This window comes from Microbacterium paludicola (assembly GCF_039529675.1).
GTDB classification, from domain to species: domain Bacteria; phylum Actinomycetota; class Actinomycetes; order Actinomycetales; family Microbacteriaceae; genus Microbacterium; species Microbacterium paludicola.
In genome coordinates this window covers 1-16,388 of sequence record NZ_BAAANG010000001.1, presented here as the reverse complement: position 1 = coordinate 16,388, position 16,388 = coordinate 1, and the positions used below count along the sequence as shown (strand labels likewise).

At 71.9% G+C, this 16,388-nt stretch carries 15 protein-coding genes; 6 read left to right on the top strand and 9 right to left on the bottom strand.

The genetic code is table 11. The annotated features are described in order from the left end of the window. Positions 1 to 5: 5 nt before the first annotated feature. The 3 genes from ABD161_RS00075 to ABD161_RS00065 all read right to left on the bottom strand — a co-directional run bounded on the left by ABD161_RS00075 (position 6) and on the right by ABD161_RS00065 (position 5,396). Positions 6 to 3,101 (bottom strand): metallophosphoesterase, encoded by a 3,096-nt coding sequence (locus ABD161_RS00075; protein ID WP_343998523.1) that lies wholly within the window; start codon positions 3,099 to 3,101, stop codon positions 6 to 8. Positions 3,102 to 3,283: 182 nt separating this feature from the next. Continuing rightward, entirely contained in the window at positions 3,284 to 4,060 is a 777-nt protein-coding gene (locus ABD161_RS00070) for a GntR family transcriptional regulator (protein ID WP_343998522.1), read from the bottom strand. A gap of 7 nt (positions 4,061 to 4,067) precedes the next feature. Continuing rightward, a complete protein-coding gene (locus ABD161_RS00065) occupies positions 4,068 to 5,396 on the bottom strand; it encodes a HupE/UreJ family protein (RefSeq protein WP_343998520.1) in 1,329 nt (442 codons plus the stop codon). A 186-nt stretch (positions 5,397 to 5,582) separates the two neighbouring features. Here ABD161_RS00065 and ABD161_RS00060 point away from each other — a divergent pair, with 186 nt between their 5' ends. Continuing rightward, a complete protein-coding gene (locus ABD161_RS00060; RefSeq protein ID WP_343998518.1) occupies positions 5,583 to 6,887 on the top strand; it encodes a dicarboxylate/amino acid:cation symporter in 1,305 nt (434 codons plus the stop codon). Positions 6,888 to 6,897: 10 nt separating this feature from the next. Here ABD161_RS00060 and dhaM read toward each other — a convergent pair whose 3' ends face one another. From dhaM to ABD161_RS00040, 4 genes are all read right to left on the bottom strand, one after another. After that, complete coding sequence (dhaM, locus tag ABD161_RS00055; RefSeq protein WP_343998516.1) at positions 6,898 to 7,623, bottom strand: dihydroxyacetone kinase phosphoryl donor subunit DhaM; 726 nt, start codon at positions 7,621 to 7,623, stop codon at positions 6,898 to 6,900. Further along, positions 7,620 to 8,252: a dihydroxyacetone kinase subunit DhaL gene (dhaL, locus tag ABD161_RS00050; protein WP_343998515.1), complete on the bottom strand. Its 633-nt coding sequence runs from the start codon at positions 8,250 to 8,252 to the stop codon at positions 7,620 to 7,622. Before dhaL ends, dhaM begins: the two co-directional genes overlap by 4 nt. A gap of 1 nt (position 8,253) precedes the next feature. After that, the gene (dhaK, locus tag ABD161_RS00045) at positions 8,254 to 9,246 is read right to left on the bottom strand and encodes a dihydroxyacetone kinase subunit DhaK (RefSeq protein ID WP_343998513.1); all 993 of its coding nucleotides are present in this window, start codon (positions 9,244 to 9,246) and stop codon (positions 8,254 to 8,256) included. A gap of 226 nt (positions 9,247 to 9,472) precedes the next feature. Next, positions 9,473 to 10,396 (bottom strand): J domain-containing protein, encoded by a 924-nt coding sequence (locus tag ABD161_RS00040; protein ID WP_343998511.1) that lies wholly within the window; start codon positions 10,394 to 10,396, stop codon positions 9,473 to 9,475. 88 nt (positions 10,397 to 10,484) lie between these two features. On the opposite strand from ABD161_RS00040, the gene ABD161_RS00035 reads away from it, so the two are divergent. After that, entirely contained in the window at positions 10,485 to 10,733 is a 249-nt protein-coding gene (locus tag ABD161_RS00035; RefSeq protein WP_135115092.1) for a DUF4287 domain-containing protein, read from the top strand. Next, positions 10,730 to 11,329 (top strand): class I SAM-dependent methyltransferase, encoded by a 600-nt coding sequence (locus tag ABD161_RS00030; protein ID WP_343998508.1) that lies wholly within the window; start codon positions 10,730 to 10,732, stop codon positions 11,327 to 11,329. Before ABD161_RS00035 ends, ABD161_RS00030 begins: the two co-directional genes overlap by 4 nt. Before the next feature lie 15 nt (positions 11,330 to 11,344). On the opposite strand, the gene ABD161_RS00025 is transcribed toward ABD161_RS00030, so the two are convergent. Both ABD161_RS00025 and ABD161_RS00020 read right to left on the bottom strand, forming a co-directional pair. After that, a complete protein-coding gene (locus tag ABD161_RS00025; protein WP_343998506.1) occupies positions 11,345 to 11,797 on the bottom strand; it encodes a hypothetical protein in 453 nt (150 codons plus the stop codon). 24 nt (positions 11,798 to 11,821) lie between these two features. Then, positions 11,822 to 12,265, bottom strand: coding sequence for an Lrp/AsnC family transcriptional regulator (locus tag ABD161_RS00020; RefSeq protein WP_343998504.1), 444 nt, complete (start codon positions 12,263 to 12,265; stop codon positions 11,822 to 11,824). A 157-nt stretch (positions 12,266 to 12,422) separates the two neighbouring features. On the opposite strand from ABD161_RS00020, the gene pdhA reads away from it, so the two are divergent. Genes pdhA through ABD161_RS00005 form a run of 3 tightly spaced genes read left to right on the top strand, consistent with a single transcriptional unit; the run spans position 12,423 to position 16,143 of the window. Continuing rightward, positions 12,423 to 13,532, top strand: coding sequence for a pyruvate dehydrogenase (acetyl-transferring) E1 component subunit alpha (gene pdhA, locus ABD161_RS00015; protein WP_343998502.1), 1,110 nt, complete (start codon positions 12,423 to 12,425; stop codon positions 13,530 to 13,532). A gap of 20 nt (positions 13,533 to 13,552) precedes the next feature. Then, a complete protein-coding gene (locus tag ABD161_RS00010; RefSeq protein ID WP_343999095.1) occupies positions 13,553 to 14,569 on the top strand; it encodes an alpha-ketoacid dehydrogenase subunit beta in 1,017 nt (338 codons plus the stop codon). Continuing rightward, positions 14,569 to 16,143 (top strand): dihydrolipoamide acetyltransferase family protein, encoded by a 1,575-nt coding sequence (locus ABD161_RS00005; protein ID WP_343998500.1) that lies wholly within the window; start codon positions 14,569 to 14,571, stop codon positions 16,141 to 16,143. The genes ABD161_RS00010 and ABD161_RS00005 overlap by 1 nt, the downstream gene beginning before the upstream one ends. Positions 16,144 to 16,388: the final 245 nt, after the last annotated feature.

The window sequence follows — 16,388 nt, the reverse complement described above, 5'->3', positions numbered from 1 at the left end:
GCCGGTCAGCCCGCGAGGATCGCGTCGATCTCGACGTCGTCGATCGCCCACCACCAGTTGTTGCCCGCCGTGTAGCGGAACTTCACGGTGGCCGACGTCGCGCCCTCGGGCACGTCGACGAACTCGTCGCGGTGGCTGTCGATGTCGGCCTTCTCCGGCGATCCCGGGCCCCACTTCACGAGGGTGGCGCGCTCGCCGCTGTCGAACTCGATGAACACCTCGGCGGTCTGCGGGTTCTCCTGGCGGTAGGAGTTGTCCCACTGCACGCGCACCTGCTGGGCGCCCTCGGGCAGCGTGAGCGCGGGGGCGTTCAGCGTGGTGTCCATCTGGCCGGCGCCGGAGGCGTCATTCCACTCGTCGCCGTCCGCGACCGCGAAGACGCCCGACTGCCCGGTGAAGCTCGAGCGCTCCTGGTCCTCCGCCAGCCAGAAGTCGCGGGTCACGAACGTCCAGCCGCGCAGGTCCTTCATGCCGCCGGCGGGCATCGCCGCCGCGTTGGTCACCGACCAGCCCTCGGGGCCCTGGTTCGTCCAGCCGACGACGCCCGGGTTGTGCTGGGTGCCGGGCTTGAGCGAGGCGGCGAGACCGTCGAAGGACTCGTCGACGAGCTCGGCCGACAGGCTGACCCACTGGGCGTAGAGCGTCACAGTCGTCTGCGCCGGCGCGAGCGGCGCCACCTCGGCCCCCGCGTCGTAGCTCGTGCCCGATCCGTCGGCCGCCGTGTTCCACCCGGCGAACCGGAAGAGGGGGCGCTCGAAGCCGTTCGCCGCGAGCGCGCCCGGGCGCTTCGTCGACAGCTCGGTCATCGCGGTCTCGCCCGCCGTCGCGCCGTTTCCGTCGTACAGGATGGCGTAGTCGCGCGGGTGGCCGAACACGCCGGTCACGACGACGTCGCGCTCGGGCATCTCGAACTTGCCGTTCCGCCCGACCCGGATCTCGCCGGCCGGCGCATCGATCCCCTCGACGGCGACCTCGAAGCCCCAGAGCTTCTCGTCGGTGTCCGCCTCGTGCACGAGCTTCACGAGCTGACCGGCGGTCGCCTCCGCCGGATCCGCGGTGACGCTGCCGCCGCCGCGGGTCTGCGTGGTCACGGTGTGGGTCTCGGTCGACCCGGACGATCCCGTGAACACCGCCTCGATCGACACGTGCCCGGCGGGCATCGTGAACGTGCCGTCGACGATCTCGACATCGCCCTCCACGACATCCCAGCCGAGGAAGGTCTCGCCCGCGGCGGGAGTCGCGGTGAGCGTCACCGTGTCGCCCGGCTTCGCATCGGCGACATCCGCGGCAGCCGTGCCGGAGCCCGCGACCGAGACGACCACGTCGTAACCCGGCGTGGCGAACGTCGTCGTGAGCGGCGCGCCCTCCTTGCCCCACGTGTTGATCGGCGTGATCCGCACCTCGTACTCGTTGCCGGGCTCGAGGTTCCAGACGATGTGGTTGCGCTCGGTCGGCATCGGGATCCTGTAGAAGCCCGACCACTGCGTGAACGTGTTCACGACCTTGCCGGTCGCGGTGTCGGCGACCTCGTACCGGTACTTGTGGACGATGTCGCCCACCTCGTTCGGCGCGACCTGGGCCTGGCCGAAGGTGACCATCGCCTCGGTCTGCGACGCGTCCGAGACGGTCACCGCGGCACCCGCGGGCCAGACGGGCGCGGACGTCTTGTCGGCGCGCGCGTCACCCAGCGGGAAGCGCTGCTCGAAGGCGAGGGACTCGTCGATGCTGTCCTTCACATCCCAGGTCCAGACCTGGTCCTCCCACGCGTTCGCGAGCAGGTCGTAGGTCTTGATCGTGACGCGCGAGCCGGTGACCTCGACGATCGCCGTCTCGCGGTTGTCGCCCGCGTCATCCGGCGTCGAGTCGCTGACGACCTTGCTGTACGGGTCGGTGTTCGCCACGCCGCGCTCGAACTCGTAGTACGCAAGTGGCGGCGCGTTGACCGTCGTGAAGCCGCCCGCACCCTCGACGCCCTGCCAGATCGACGACGAGATGTGGTTCGGGGTGTGGATGTGCCCGCCCCAGACGACCGCCTGCGGGTACGCCTCGAACAGCGACTGGAAGTCGTCGCCGCAGCCGGTGGCGAGACCCGTTCCGTACCACTCGTTCGAGACGTAGTGGGTGCAGCGCAGCGGCGAGTGGACGAGCACGAAGATCGGCAGCTCAGGGTTCTCGGCGACCGCCGCGGCGAGGCGCGTCTCGAGCCACGTGGCCGCGTACGCGTAGTCGCTGCCGTTGCTGTTCGAGGGGAACATCGTCTCCTCGTTCAGCGGGCCGGATCCGGGACTGACGGTGATGAAGTGGTAGCCGTTCATCACGTAGTCGGCGTTTGGTGCCTGGCCGAGCGTCGACTGGAAGAGGTTGTAGCCGGACAGATTCGAGCCCACGTCGTGGTTGCCGAGGGACGCGATGACCGGCAGCCCCTGCTGGCTGCGGTCGAGCGTGTCGCGCAGGCCCTGGAACTCGGCGGCGGTCGCGTTGTTGGTGAGGTCGCCGACGAACAGCGTCGAGTCGACATCCTGCTCGCGCCAGAAGGCGAACGCCTCGTCGAGCTCGGCCCAGTTGTTGTGGATGTCGCCGAGCGCGCCGAACGTGATCCTGCCGGTCTCGTCGGAGGGGAACTCGATGACGTCGTCCGCGGCGGCGGCCGCCACGGGCGAATCGACAGTGAACTCGTACGTCGCCTGCGCGAGGTTGTCGGCGGTGTCCATCGCGGCGTACGTGATCACGTACTCGCCCGCGGCACCCGGCGTCAGCGGGAAGGCGCCGTCCGCGTTCGCGTGAAGGCGGGCGTCGACGCCATCCGGGCCCGTCGCGGTCACGACGACCTCGGGCGTCTCGCCCGAGTCGTCGGTGGCCGTCACGGCGGGGAGCACGAGCTCGCGGTCGAGCTCGGCGGTCTGCGGGATCTCGACGGCCGACAGCACGGGGGCGGTGGTGTCGGGACCGGCGGCGGCCGGCGTCGCCACCGGCGTCTCGGCCCCGGTGGCCGCCTGCGCGGGCAGCGACGTGAGCGAGGCGACCACGGCGGATGCCGCGGCGAGGGCCAGCACGCGGCCGGCCAGGGAGCGCACCCGGGGAGAGGGGGCGGATATTGTCACGACGAACTCCAAATCGGTCGGGGAGAGTGGTCGAGCGGGGACTGGTCGCGAAGCGATCGAGACCAGGGGACCGCCGGCCGATTGCCTCCGGATGAACGGCCGCTGTCGTCGCGGTGTCGGCGGGCGGCGGCGTCCCGGATCGGCGAGCCCACTGTGAACAATGGGCTCCGCCGGGGCCGCGCCTACCGGTCGGCGGCCGTCACCTCGAACGCGAACTCGCCGGGGAGGTACCGGTCCTCGCCGAACTCGACCGCGCGGCCGTCGGGCGCGAACATCGAGCGGTGGATCGCCAGCAGCGCGCTCGAGCGCCGCACCCGCAGCAGGCGGGCGTCCTCACTCGAGGCGGACACCGCCGAGATCCGGTGCGTGCCGAGCACCACCCGGATGCCGGCGTCGGCGAGGGCGGTCGTGGTCGAGACGACGTCGCGGGGCACCGCCTCGATGACCGGCGTCACCCACGGCGCCCAGGTGGAGCGCTCGACCATCACGATGCGCCCGTCGAGCGTGCGGATGCGGGTGAAGCGCACGACCTCCTCGGCGAGGGGGATGCGCAGCAGCCGTGCCTCGCGCACGGTGGCGTCGCCGCGGGTGCGCTCGACGATCTCGCCGCCCGGCCGCATGCCGCGATCCAGCGCCCACTGCGTGAACGAGCGCACCCTGTCGAGCCCCTGCACCTGATCCACCAGCCGCACGAACCAGCCCGCGTTGCGGTGCGATTCGATGAGCCCCCTCCGTGCGACGGACGCGAGGGCCGTGCGGATGCTCGCCCGCGAGACCCCGTAGTCCTCCGCGAGCGCATGCTCGCTGGGAAGGCGCGTGCCGGTGACGAACTCGCCGTCGAGGATGCGCCGGCGCAGATCGTCGGCGATCTCGCGGGCGGACGAGGCGGGCACCGTGCCGGAGTCCCCGTGGACGACGCGGGGAGTCGGGGTCGTGCGGGCGAGGGGCGCGGCCGTCATCCCGACCTCAGCCGCCGGCCGCCAGGCGCTCGACGAACCAGTACAGGCCGACCACGGCGACCGCCGCGGCGACCGCGATGCCGACCCACAGCCCCACCGCCGGGATGCGCCGCCGCAGCAGCACGAGCAGAGGGAAGACGACGACGATGATGCCGAGCTGCACGACCTCGATGCCGACGTTGAACACGAGGAGTGCGCCGAGCAGGCCCCACGAGAACGGCTCGGAGATGCCGAGCGCGCCCGCGAAGCCGACGCCGTGGATCAGGCCGAACAGGAACACCACCGCGGTGCGCACCCAGTCGGCCCGTGCGAAGCCCGCCGAGCCGCGCGTGGCCGCGACGTCGGTCTCGACCTCCACCCGCTCCAGCACGGCGACGGATCCGGACGGCGCCGGGGTCGAGCCTACGGCGGGCGACGACGCGGGCGCTGCGGGGACCGGCTGGGGGGCGCCAGCGCCGCGGCGGCGGAACACTCCCCACAGGTGCCAGAGCGCGACGATGGCGATCGACAGCGCGATGATCGGCTCGACGATCGCCCCCGGAACGCTCACGACGCCGAGCGCGGCGAGGATGAACGTCACCGAGTGCGCGACGGTGAACGCGGTCGCCGACAGCACGATGTCGCGCAGCCGCCGGGATCCGACGATGAGCGCCAACAGGAACAGGATGTGGTCGATGCCGAACAGCAGGTGTTCGGCGCCGAGCACGAAGAACTCCCACATCCGCGAGCCCCAGTCCTGGGTCGTCGTGAAGGTGGGGTTGGCATCGGTGTCGAGCTCGGCGACGCCGGATCCGGAGCCGAGGTCGTAGGAGACGATCGTCGTCGTCATTCCACCGGGAGCGGTGCCGGGGAACAGCTCGGTCGAGATGCGGTACGTCGCGGCGTGCTCGTTCACCTCGCCGCGGCAGTCCGACTCGATCACGATGCGCGCGTGCGGGACGTTCTCGATCAGCGCGATCTCGTACGGCGCCGCGAGCGTGTTGGGGCACGCCTCGGCGCCCTCCTCGGCGGGCGCGACGATCCACCGCGGCAGCACGTAGCCGGCGACGGTGTCGGTGTACTGCTCGAGGATCCGCGGCGTCAGCTTCGCGGGATCCTGCCCGGTCGCGAGCACGTCCTGGTAGGCGGCGGACTCGAGATCCGGGTCGCCCATCTCGCGCCCGCCGTCGGTCACGAGCAGCACGTACTCGAGGTCGAGCACCGTGCGCACGAGACCGGGCTCAGGCTCGCTGACGTCGGCGTAGGCCGTCGCGGAGTAGTTGTGCGCGGCGGCCGGCGCGGCGGGGATCAGCAGCGCGGCGAGCAGGAGCAAGCCCGCGAGGGAACGGCGAACCACGGCGGGTCCTTTCGGGAGAGGAGGAGACCTCCTGCACCTTGCGGCATCCGGGTGAACTCGGAACGACGCGTGGGGGAACGGCCGAGGATCCGTGGTTCGGGGGAGCGACTTCCGGTGCGAACCGCGGTAACTCGGTCGACACGCGGACGGCGGCCGCAGGAAACAGGGCGGCGATAGCGTCGCGCCATGAAGAAGGCGCTCGCATCCCCGGCCGTGCAGATCCTGATCGCGGCGATCCTCGGCATCGTGTTCGGCCTGGTGGTGGGGGAGTGGGCGGGCAACCTGAAGTTCGTCGGCGACCTGTTCATCCGGCTCATCCAGATGTCGATCGTGCCGCTCGTGCTGGCCTCGGTGATCGTGGCGACGGGCGCGATGACCGGCAAGGGCGCCGGACGCCTCGCCGGCGCCACCTTCGGCTGGATCCTCGGCTTCTCCGTCGTCTCGGCGGCGCTCGCGTGGGGCCTCGCGACCCTGTTCCGGCCCGGCGCGGGAATGGCGTTCGACGGCGAGATCGACCCGGCTCTCGAAGAATCGGCCGCGGCGGGCGCGCAGGACTGGCAGACGACGATCCTGAACTTCGTCTCGACCAACGTCGTCGAGGCGATGGCGAGCGGCGCCATGGTGCCGATCATCGTGTTCGCGCTGCTGTTCGGTGCGGCGCTGAACACGTTCGTCGCGAAGACCGGCAAGCGCACGGTGCTCGACTTCTTCGACCAGCTCCAGCAGATCGTGCTCACGATGATCCGGATCGTCATGCGGATCGCGCCGATCGGCGTGTTCTGCCTGCTCGCGGACCTCGCCGGCAGGGTCGGGTTCGCGGTCGTCACTTCGGCGCTCGCCTACCTCGGGACGACGCTCGTGGGCGTGGTGATCATCCTGCTGCTGATGGTCGCCGTCGTGGCTGCCCGCACGCGCCTGAGCCCCTGGAAGCTCCCCGCCAAGCTCGCCGAGCAGACCGTCGTCGCCGTGACCACCACGAGCTCGGCCGTGACGTTCCCGACCGTGCTGCGCAACGCGGTCGAGAAGGTCGGGATCAGCCAGCGCGTGGCGAACTTCACGCTCTCGATCGGCATGACGATGGGCTCGTGCGGTGCGGTGCTGAACTACACGATCGTCGTGCTGTTCCTCGCGCAGGCGGGCGGTGTCGAACTCACGATCGGGCAGGTCGTGCTCGGGATGGTGCTCTCGATCCTGCTGAACATGGGCACGATCACGGTGCCCGGCGGCTTCCCGGTCGTGGCGATGTTCCTCGCGACCTCGGTCGGCCTGCCGATCGAGGCCGTGGGCCTGCTCATCGCGGTCGACTGGTTCACGGGCGTGCTGCGCACCTTCCTGAACGTGAACGGCGACACGCTCGTGGCGATGCTCGTGGCGCAGAACACGGACGAGATCGACCGCGACGTCTACAACGGCACAAGGACGGCGACCACCGAGGAGATCGACCTGGAGGCGTACCGCGAGACGTTCGAGAAGGCCGACGCCGTCGACTGATCCCGCGCGGTCAGCCCTCGGGCAGCTCGCCGAACCCCTCCTGGATCAGCCCCTCGAGCGTCCGCACGGCCTCGGCCGCTTCGGGGCCGCGGGCCTCGAGCCGGACCACGTGGTCGCCGACGGCGCCGAGCGCCAGCACGGACACCAGGCTCGCGGCGTTCACGGGCCCGCGACCGGCCGTGACATCGGTGATCCGGATGTCCGACGCGAACCCGCCGGCGGCGCGCGCGAACGTGGCAGCCGGACGGGCGTGAAGGCCGAGCGGGTTGCGGATCGTCACCTCGGCGGCGGCCTCGTCCGGCGCGGTGGACGCCTCCGGCTCGGGCGGGGCGGCCTCGGGCTCGTCCTCGTCCCTCCGCTTGGCGGCAAGGGCGTTCGCGGCTTCAGCGGCGACCTCGTCGAGCGTGCCGCCCGTCGCGGCGCGCACCAGCGCGGCGGTCGTCCCCTCCACGAGCGGCCCGTCGCTGATCCGCACCGGCTGAGTGCTCTCCCGCAGGTCGAGCGCCAGGTCGGTGCTGAGGGCCGCCGACCCGAGGTCGGTCATCACCAGCACTCCGTCGGTGTCGGCGAGCTCGTCGAGCGCCGCCGCGATGGCGGCCGCATCCGTGCCGAAGCCCCCCTCGGCGCCGGCGGCGATCCGGATCGGCGGGTGCTCTCCCTGCGCCATCTGCCGCGCGAGGTCGACCGTCGCCTGCGCGAGCGGTTCGCTGTGCGAGACGATCACCAGGCCGATCATGCCGCGAGCGCCTCGGCCAGTGCCTCGAGCAGCAGCGCGGATGACGCCGCTCCCGGATCGAGGTGCCCCGCGCTGCGCTCGCCGAGGTACGACGCGCGACCCTTGCGCGCCACGAGCGGCTCGGTCGCGTCTCGACCCTCGGCGGCGGCCTTCGCCGCGGCGCCCGCGGCCTCGACGAGCGACCCGCCTCCCGCGAGCGAGGCGCCGAGGGCATCCAGCGCCGGCTGCAGGGCGTCGAGCATCGTCTTGTCGCCCGGCTCCGCCTTGCCGCGCGCGACGATGCTCGCCACCCCCGCGCGGAGGGCGGCCTCGACGTCAGACGCCTCCGCCTCCGCCGCATCCGGCAGGGCCTTCGACACCTCGAGGAAGAACGAGCCGTAGAGCGATCCGCTGGCCCCCCCCACCTTCGAGATGAAGGTCATCCCGACCGCCTTCAGCAGGGCGGAGAGGCTCTCGGCGCCCTCGAGCTTCGGTGCGACGGCGGCCATGCCGCGCTTGAGATTCGTGCCGTGGTCCGCATCGCCGATGGCCGAGTCGAGCTGGGTCAGGTACTCCGCCTGCGCGGCGACCTTCTCATCGAACCCGCGCAGCCAGGCGACGGCCGTCTCGGTCGTGAACGCGGCCGCCATGTCAGCGCCCCCACCGCAGGGCGGGAGTGCTGACCGGCGCGTCCCACAGCCGCAGGATCTCGTCATCCGCCTGCACGAGCGTGAGCGAGCAGCCGGCCATGTCGAGGCTCGTGATGTAGTCGCCCACGAGCGAGCGGGCGACGGTGATGCCGCGCTGCTCGAGCGCGGCGGCGATCTCGCCGTAGGCCGCGTACAGCTCGATCAGCGGCGTGCCGCCGAGGCCGCTCAGCAGCGCGATCACGGGCCCGCCGGTGAAGTCGAGGTCGGCCGCGATCGCGTCGACGATGGTCTCGGCGATGTCGTGCACGGAGGACAGCGGCTCGCGGTGGCGGCCGGGCTCGCCGTGGATGCCGACGCCGACCTCCATCTCGTCCTCCGGCAGGTCGAAGCTGGGCTTGCCGACGGCGGGAACCGTGCAGCTGGTGAGGGCGATGCCCATCGACCGGCCGGCCTTGCTGACCTTCTCGGCGATCGCCTTGACGTCGGCGAGCGACCGTCCCTCGGCCGCCGCCGCGCCCGCGATCTTCTCGACGATCACGGTCGTGCCGACGCCGCGGCGGCCGGCGGTCCAGGTCGAGTCCTCGACCGACACGTCGTCGGCGACCAGCACCGATTCGGCCTCGATCCCCTCCTCGCGGGCGAGGTCGGCCGCCATCCCGAAGTTGAGGACGTCGCCCGTGTAGTTCTTGACGATGAACAGCACCCCCGCGCCCGTGTCGACCTGCTGGGCGGCGGCGAGCATCTGATCCGGGGTCGGCGACGTGAAGATCTCGCCCGCGCAGGCCGCATCCAGCATCCCCTCTCCGACGAACCCGCTGTGGAGCGGCTCGTGCCCGGACCCGCCTCCCGAGATGAGCGCGACCCGCTTCTCGGTCGAGCGCGGGGCGGCGACGACCCGGTTCTCGAAGTCGACGGTGAGCTCGGGATGGGCGGCGGCCACGCCGCGGAGGGCGTCGGCGAGAACGGTGTCCGGGGAGTTGATCAGCTTCTTCATGCGCGGGTCTCCTTCGACTCGGGTCGAGCGCCGGATCCACTCCGGCGAGGCTCTCCCTCGCATGCTGGTCCCGCGCGCGCCGCGTGGCAAGACCCGAACCGGTCCGGCGGACGGATGTGCAGGATGCGCACGCCGCGTGCCGAGGAGATCCGCGCAATCCAGGAGGAACGGATCGAGATCCTCCTCGATTCGCCGGATCTCCTCTCTTCGGAGCGCAGGCGCCGGGTCAGACGAAGCGGATCGTCTGCTGCAGGCGGGTGCGGATGTCGAACAGCTCGTTGCCGCCGATGTCGCGGGCGCCGGGGACACCCGTGCGCAGCACGTGTCCGAGCACCGAGCGGCGGACGACGACGACCGGCACGCCGCGCACCGTGCCGAGCGCCGTGACCGGCTGCAGCAGGTCCTCGTCCGGCAGCACGACGATGGCGCCGCCGAACTTCACGCGGGCCGCCCGGGCGACCGCGCGCATCCTGCCGAGGAGCGCGGCGACCGGCGCCTCGCCGCCGACGTTCGCGCCGATGAGCTCGCCGCGGCGGAACTTCACCTCACCGCCGAAGTCCTCCGACATCACGCCGTAGAGGCCGGACGGGCTGAGCACAACATGGTCGAGCTTCTGCTCGTGTCGGTCGCCGACGGCGACGTCGTGCCAGACCGTGAACCCCATGCCGAGACCGGAGATCGTGCGGGCGGTCGCCTCCTCCGCGAGGGCGTCGGCGAGGATGCGGCGCAGCTCGCGCGGCGCCGAGCGCACGAGGTCGGCGGCATACGGATCCGGGATCTCCTGCCCGCGACCGACCCACTCGCGGATCAGCGTCAGGTAGCGCTCGCGTCGCCATCCGCCCGGATGCCCGTACGAGCGCGCGCGGGGGCGGGTGTCGGCCCGTGCCGAGCGGACGTCAACGGTCTCCGACCATTCAGGCTCGGGGGCGAGCGACGCGCCCAGCCCGCGGTCGTACGCGGCCCGCGCCTCAGCCGTGCCGACGAGGTCCCACGCGCGCTGCACGCGGATGAACTCGGCCGCATCGCCGCCGGTGTCGGGATGGGTCTGCCGCAGCCGGAGGCGATACGCCCGGCGCAGCTCGTCCTCATCCGCCGTCGCGGCGACCCCGAGCACCTCGTATGCCGAGGCGGAGAGCGGCCCGTCGAACATCCACATCTCCTTCCGGCGCGCCCTTCAGGCTAAGCCACTCTCGCTGGGCTCGGCCGGAACGTCCGCCCCCACGAGTAGCGTGACGGCCATGGCAGAACATCGCGTCCCCGCGCCCGTCATCCCCGAGGGCGAGAAGGCGAAGGGCCCGGCGTCGTACTTCCCGAGCATCGAGAAGACCTACGGCCGCCCCATCCAGGAGTGGCTCGACCTGGTGGCCGACCGCCTCGACTCCGAGCCCCACATGGCGGTCGTCGCCTGGCTGAAGGACGAGCACGGGCTCGGCCACGGCCACGCGAACGCGATCGTCGCCTACGCCAAGGCGATCCTCGCGAAGTGAGCGTCGACGCCGCCTACGGCGCGCGCTCGGCGGAGTACACCTCGCTGTTCGGCGACATCTCCTCGACCCATCCGGATGACCGGGCGCTCGTCGCGGACTGGGCGACGCAGGTGACCGGGCCGATCCTCGATCTCGGGTGCGGGCCCGGGCAGTGGACGGGATTCCTGCATGGGATCGGCGCGGACGTCTCGGGCATCGACCTCACTCCCGAGTTCGTCGAGCTCGCGCGCTCGCGCCATCCCGAGCTGGAGTTCGAGGTCGGCGACGCGCGGCGGCTTCACCACCCCGACGGCAGCGCCGCCGGCGTCCTCGCCTGGTACTCGCTGATCCACCTCGCTCCCGATGAGCTCCCGCAGGCCCTCGCGGAGATCCACCGGGTGCTGCGCCCGGGAGGCGCGCTGCTCGTGGGGTTCTTCGACGGCGACGGCGACGACGTCGAGGAGTTCGCGCATGCGGTGGCGCCTGCCTGGTTCTGGCCGCCGGACCGCCTGGCGGCGGAGCTCGAGGATCGGGGATTCGCGGTCGACCGGATCACCCGGCGTCGCGAATCAGGGGCCCGTCCGCACGCGGCGATCACGGCGCACCGCAACGGCTGACGCGAAGGCCGAGGCTCAGTCTGCGACCCAGTCCGCGACCCAGCGCCCGTCGGCGTCCTGCGTGAACGAGAGGACCGCCTCGTCGCGCGCGAGCACCTCGGGCTCGGCACCGGGGCCGCAGAGGTCGAGCTCCTCGCGATCGAGCAGCCATGCGCGCTCGACCGCGTCGCCGCGCGCGAGCACGATCGCCTGCGCGTCATCGCGCTGCGCGAGATCGGGCACGCTGCCCGACCACGCCTGCAGGCGCTCGCTCATCTCCCATGCCTCCTCGTAGGGGCACCCGATGGTGAGCCGGTCCCAGCGCGCGTCGGGCAGGATGTCGACCATCCGCACCTCGCCCGAGTCGCCGTCCTCGGGCAGCGCGTCGAGGATCCTCGCCTCGACATCCGTCCCGGACGACGGCGCGGGCGAGCAGGCGGTCAGCGCCGCCGCCAGCACCGCGAGGCCGCACACCGCGATCCGCTTCATTGCCACAGCATCCCAGATCACGGGTCAGAAGTCGCCGGTGGTCGGCAGGTCCTCGAACACGATGAAGGTGCGCGTCGAGCGCACCGCGGGGATTCCCTGCAGCTCCTCCAGCACCACGCGCCGCAGGTCGCGGCTGTCGCGCGCCCGCACCAGCAGCAGCACGTCGAAGTCGCCGCCCAGCAGCGCGGCGTGATGCACCTCGGGGATGCGCGTCAGCCGCTCGCGCAGGTCCTGCCAGTCGGCCTGCTCGACGTTCAGACCCACGTAGGCGCTTGCATGGAGTCCCTCGAGCACGGGATCGGTGCGCACAGTGAACCCCTGGATGACCCCGGTGTCCTCCATCCGCTTCACCCGCGCATAGGCGCTCGCCCGCGAGACCTTCACCCGCGCGGCGATGTCGCTGATCGACGCGCGCCCGTCGCGGCGCAGGGTCGACAGGATCGCCCGGTCCGTCTGATCCAGCTCCATCGCTCGGATCACCTCCTCCGAAGCTCCAGCTCATCCTGGACGCTCTGCGCTCAACTTACCGTTCGTTCACCACTTCGTCCGGATGATCCGCGACATCCGCAGACGGAACGTCGCGATCGGCGCATCCTTGTTCCATCCACTGAGACGAGGAGGCCTCATGGACAGGCTGCTTCCGCGCGAGCATCCGGTGCGGCTCATCGACGAGACCGGCCGGCTCACCGCCGACGACGAGTTCGCGACCCCGCCCACCGAACGGCTGCTCGACGCATATCGCGCGCTCGTGCGGGGGAGGCGGATCAACGAGCAGGCGAACGCCCTCGTCCGCCAGGGGCGGCTCGCCGTGTACCCCTCCTCGCACGGCCAGGAGGCCTGCCAGGTCGCCGCGGCGCTCGTGCTGCGCGAGGGCGACTGGCTCTTCCCGACCTACCGCGACTCCGTGGCGGTGATCACGCGCGGCGTCGATCCCGAGGAGGCGCTCGTGCTGCTGCGCGGCGACTGGCACGGCGGCTACGACCCGCACCGCTACCGGACGGCTCCCCAGGCGACGCCGCTCGCGACCCAGCTGCTTCACGCCGCCGGCCTCGCGCACGCGGCGAAGCTGCGCGGCGAGGACACCGTCGTGGTGGCGATGTGCGGCGACGGCGCCACGAGCGAGGGCGACTTCCACGAGGCGCTGAACTTCGCGGCCGTGTTCCACCTCCCGGTCGTCTTCTTCGTGCAGAACAACGAATTCGCGATCTCGGTGCCGCTGTCGCGACAGACGGCCGCACCATCGCTCGCGCACAAGGCGATCGGCTACGGGATGCCCGGACAGCGCGTCGACGGCAACGACGCGGCCGCCCTGCTCGCCGTGCTCGGCCGCGCGGTCGAGAATGCGCGCGACGTCGGCGGACCCTCGCTCATCGAGGCCCACACCTACCGGATGCAGGCGCACACCAACGCCGACGACGACACCCGCTACCGCGCGCGGGCGGAGGTGCAGGCTTGGGTGGATCGCGACCCGCTGCTGCGGATGCGCGCGCACTTGACGCAGGCCGGAGCGCTCGACGACGAGACCGAACGACGCTTCGCCGCCGAGGCCGAGGAGACCGCCGCGGCCCTGCGCGACGCGATGAACAAGGACGTGCGGCCCGACCCCGAGGACCTGTTCCGCTTCGTCCACGCGCAGCGCTCGCCGCAGCTCGACGACCAGTGGGCGCTGCTCCAGGACGAACTCCACCGGGATGTGCCGCCGGAGGCGGCCAGATTGAGCGAGGGAACGAAGTGACCGAGTCGAAATCAGATGTCATGACGATGCTCGAACCAACCCGCACCGAGGCGGCGCACGAGCTGCCGGTGCTCACCATGGCCGGCGCGATCAACCGCGCGCTCGCCGACGCGATGGAGGCGGATCCGTCCGTCCTCGTCTTCGGGGAGGACGTGGGCACGCTCGGTGGCGTCTTCCGCGTCACCGACGGGCTCGCCGCGCGCTTCGGCGGCGACCGCTGCTTCGACACCCCGCTCGCCGAGTCGGGAATCGTCGGCACAGCGGTCGGCATGGCGATGAACGGGATGCGCCCGGTCGTCGAGATGCAGTTCGACGCATTCGCCTTCCCCGCCTTCGAGCAGATCGTGAGCCACGTCGCCAAGATGGCGAACCGCACGCGCGGTGCGGTGCGGCTGCCGATGGTCATCCGGATCCCGACGGGCGGCGGCATCGGCGGCGTGGAGCACCACTGCGACTCGTCCGAGGCGTACTACGCCCACACCCCGGGCCTCACCGTGGTGTGCCCGGCGACCCCGCAGGACGCGTACAGCCTGCTGCGGGCGGCGATCGAGCATCCGGATCCGGTGATCTTCCTCGAGCCGAAGAAGCTGTACTGGTCGAAGGCGCCGGTGGATGTCACCGTGCCCGCGGCCCTGGGCCACGCGCGGGTCGCGCGGCCCGGATCGGACGTCACGCTGATCGCCTACGGCAACTCGGTCGGCGTCGCGCTCGACGCCGCGGAGGTCGCGGGCTCCGAGGGGCGCAGCGTGCAGGTCGTGGACGTCCGCACGCTCACGCCGCTTGACGACGAGACGCTGTTCGCCGCGGTCCGCTCGACCGGGCGCGCCGTCGTGATCGCGGAGGCGCCGGGCTTTGCGAGCGTCGCCTCGGAGATCCAGGCCCGCATCTCCGAGCACTGCTTCGCGCACCTCGAGGCTCCCGTGCGCCGCGTCGCCGGGTTCGACATCCCCTACGCGCCGCCGAAGCTCGAGCGCTTCCACCTGCCGGATGTGGACCGCGTGCTGGATGCGATCGACACGCTCGGATGGGAGGAGTGATGTCCACCGCGACGACGCAGGTGTTCCGGCTGCCGGACCTCGGCGAGGGGCTCACGGAAGCCGAGCTCGTGCAGTGGCTGGTGAAGGTCGGCGACACGGTCCGCGTCGACCAGGCGATCGCCGAGGTCGAGACGGCGAAGAGCGTCGTCGAGCTGCCATCGCCGTTCGCCGGCACCGTCGTTGCCCTTCACGGCGAGCCCGGAGCTGCGCTCACCGTCGGCGCCCCGGTGCTCGAGGTCGCCCCGGCGGATCCCCTCCCGGTCGCGGGCGAGGCGGCCCCGCTCCCGGTCGTTGAGCGGAGCGAAGCGGAGTCACGCCCGGTCGTTGAGCGGAGCGAAGCGGAGTCGAAACGGGTTGAGCGCCCTTCGGCTCGCTTCGCTCGCTCAGGAACCGCGAACCAGCGAGTCGAAACCGCCCCCGAAGCCGCCCCCGACCCCGACCCCGCCCCAGCCGACCCCGAACTCGAAGCGCACCGCGCCGAGGAGCGCGCCGGCTCGGGCAACGTCCTGATCGGCTACGGCACGACGGCGGGCTCCGGCGCCCGGCGCCGTCGCCCCCGGCGCGTCCCGCCGTCAGGATCGGTGGGGCGGATGTCGCCTGCCGGGCCCGACACGCGCACATCCGTCACCCATCCCCTGAGCGCGGCACCGCAGAAGCCAGCCGTGCGCTCGCCGCTTGTACGCCGCCTCGCCCGCGACCTGGGGGTGGATGTCGCCGCGATCCGTCCCACGGGGCAGGATGGCGCCGTCACCCGGGACGACGTGCTGCGCGCCGCGAAGCTGGAGTCATCCGACGGGGCCGCGGGGCAGCCGGCAACCGCCGGGGCACACACGCGCGCATCCGCATCACCGGCCCGTCAGACCGTGTTGCCGATGCCCGCCGGGCTTGCGGAGGCCTCCCGCGAGCGGATGTCGATGCTTCACCGCGCCGCGGCCGCGACGTACACGCGCAGCCGCGCGGAGATCCCCGAGGCGACGGTCTGGGTGGATGTCGACGTCACCGACCTGTGGAACCTGCGGCCGGCAATGGCGGCACCGGGGGAGAGGCCGCCGTCGTTCACCGCGCTGCTGGCGCGCTTCGTGCTGCTCGCGCTGCGGGATCATCCGCTGCTGGCGGGCAGGGTCGACGGCGACGAGCTCGTCACGTTCGACGGCGTCCACCTCGGTGTCGCGACGGACACCACGCGCGGCCTGATGGTGCCGGTGCTCCCGCGCGCCGACCGGATGTCGGTCGCCGAACTCGACGGAGCCCTCCGCGCGCTCGCGGACGACGCGCGATCCGGATCCCTCCCGCCCGCGCGCCTGAGCGGATCCACGTTCACGCTCAACAACTACGGCGCGTTCGGGGTGGATGGATCGGCCGCGATCATCAACCACCCGGAGGTGGCGATCCTCGGCGTCGGGCGTGCGCTCGAGCGGCCCTGGGTCGTGGGCGGCGTGATGGTGCCGCGCCGGATCGCGCAGCTCTCGCTGGTCTTCGACCACCGCGTCTGCGACGGCGGCTACGCGGCGCGCTTCCTCCGCCAGGTCGTCGACGCGCTCGAGTCGCCGCTGTCCCTCTACGGGAACCTCTGACCCCGCGAGATCTCCTCTCGCCGGTTGCTGAGCGAGCGCCAGCGAGCCGAAGCGACCGCCCGAAGCCGCCCGCCGGTGCGAGCCGTCATCTCGACTCGCAAGCTCGCTCGATAACCGGGGTTGGGTCACGGGCTGTGCCGCCCCCGGTTGCTGAGCGAGCGCCAGCGAGCAGCGACCTACGGTTGCGTCCAATAGCGTGGTGTACGGATCGGGTGACCGTGTCGCTGCGGACGTAGCGACGGTCA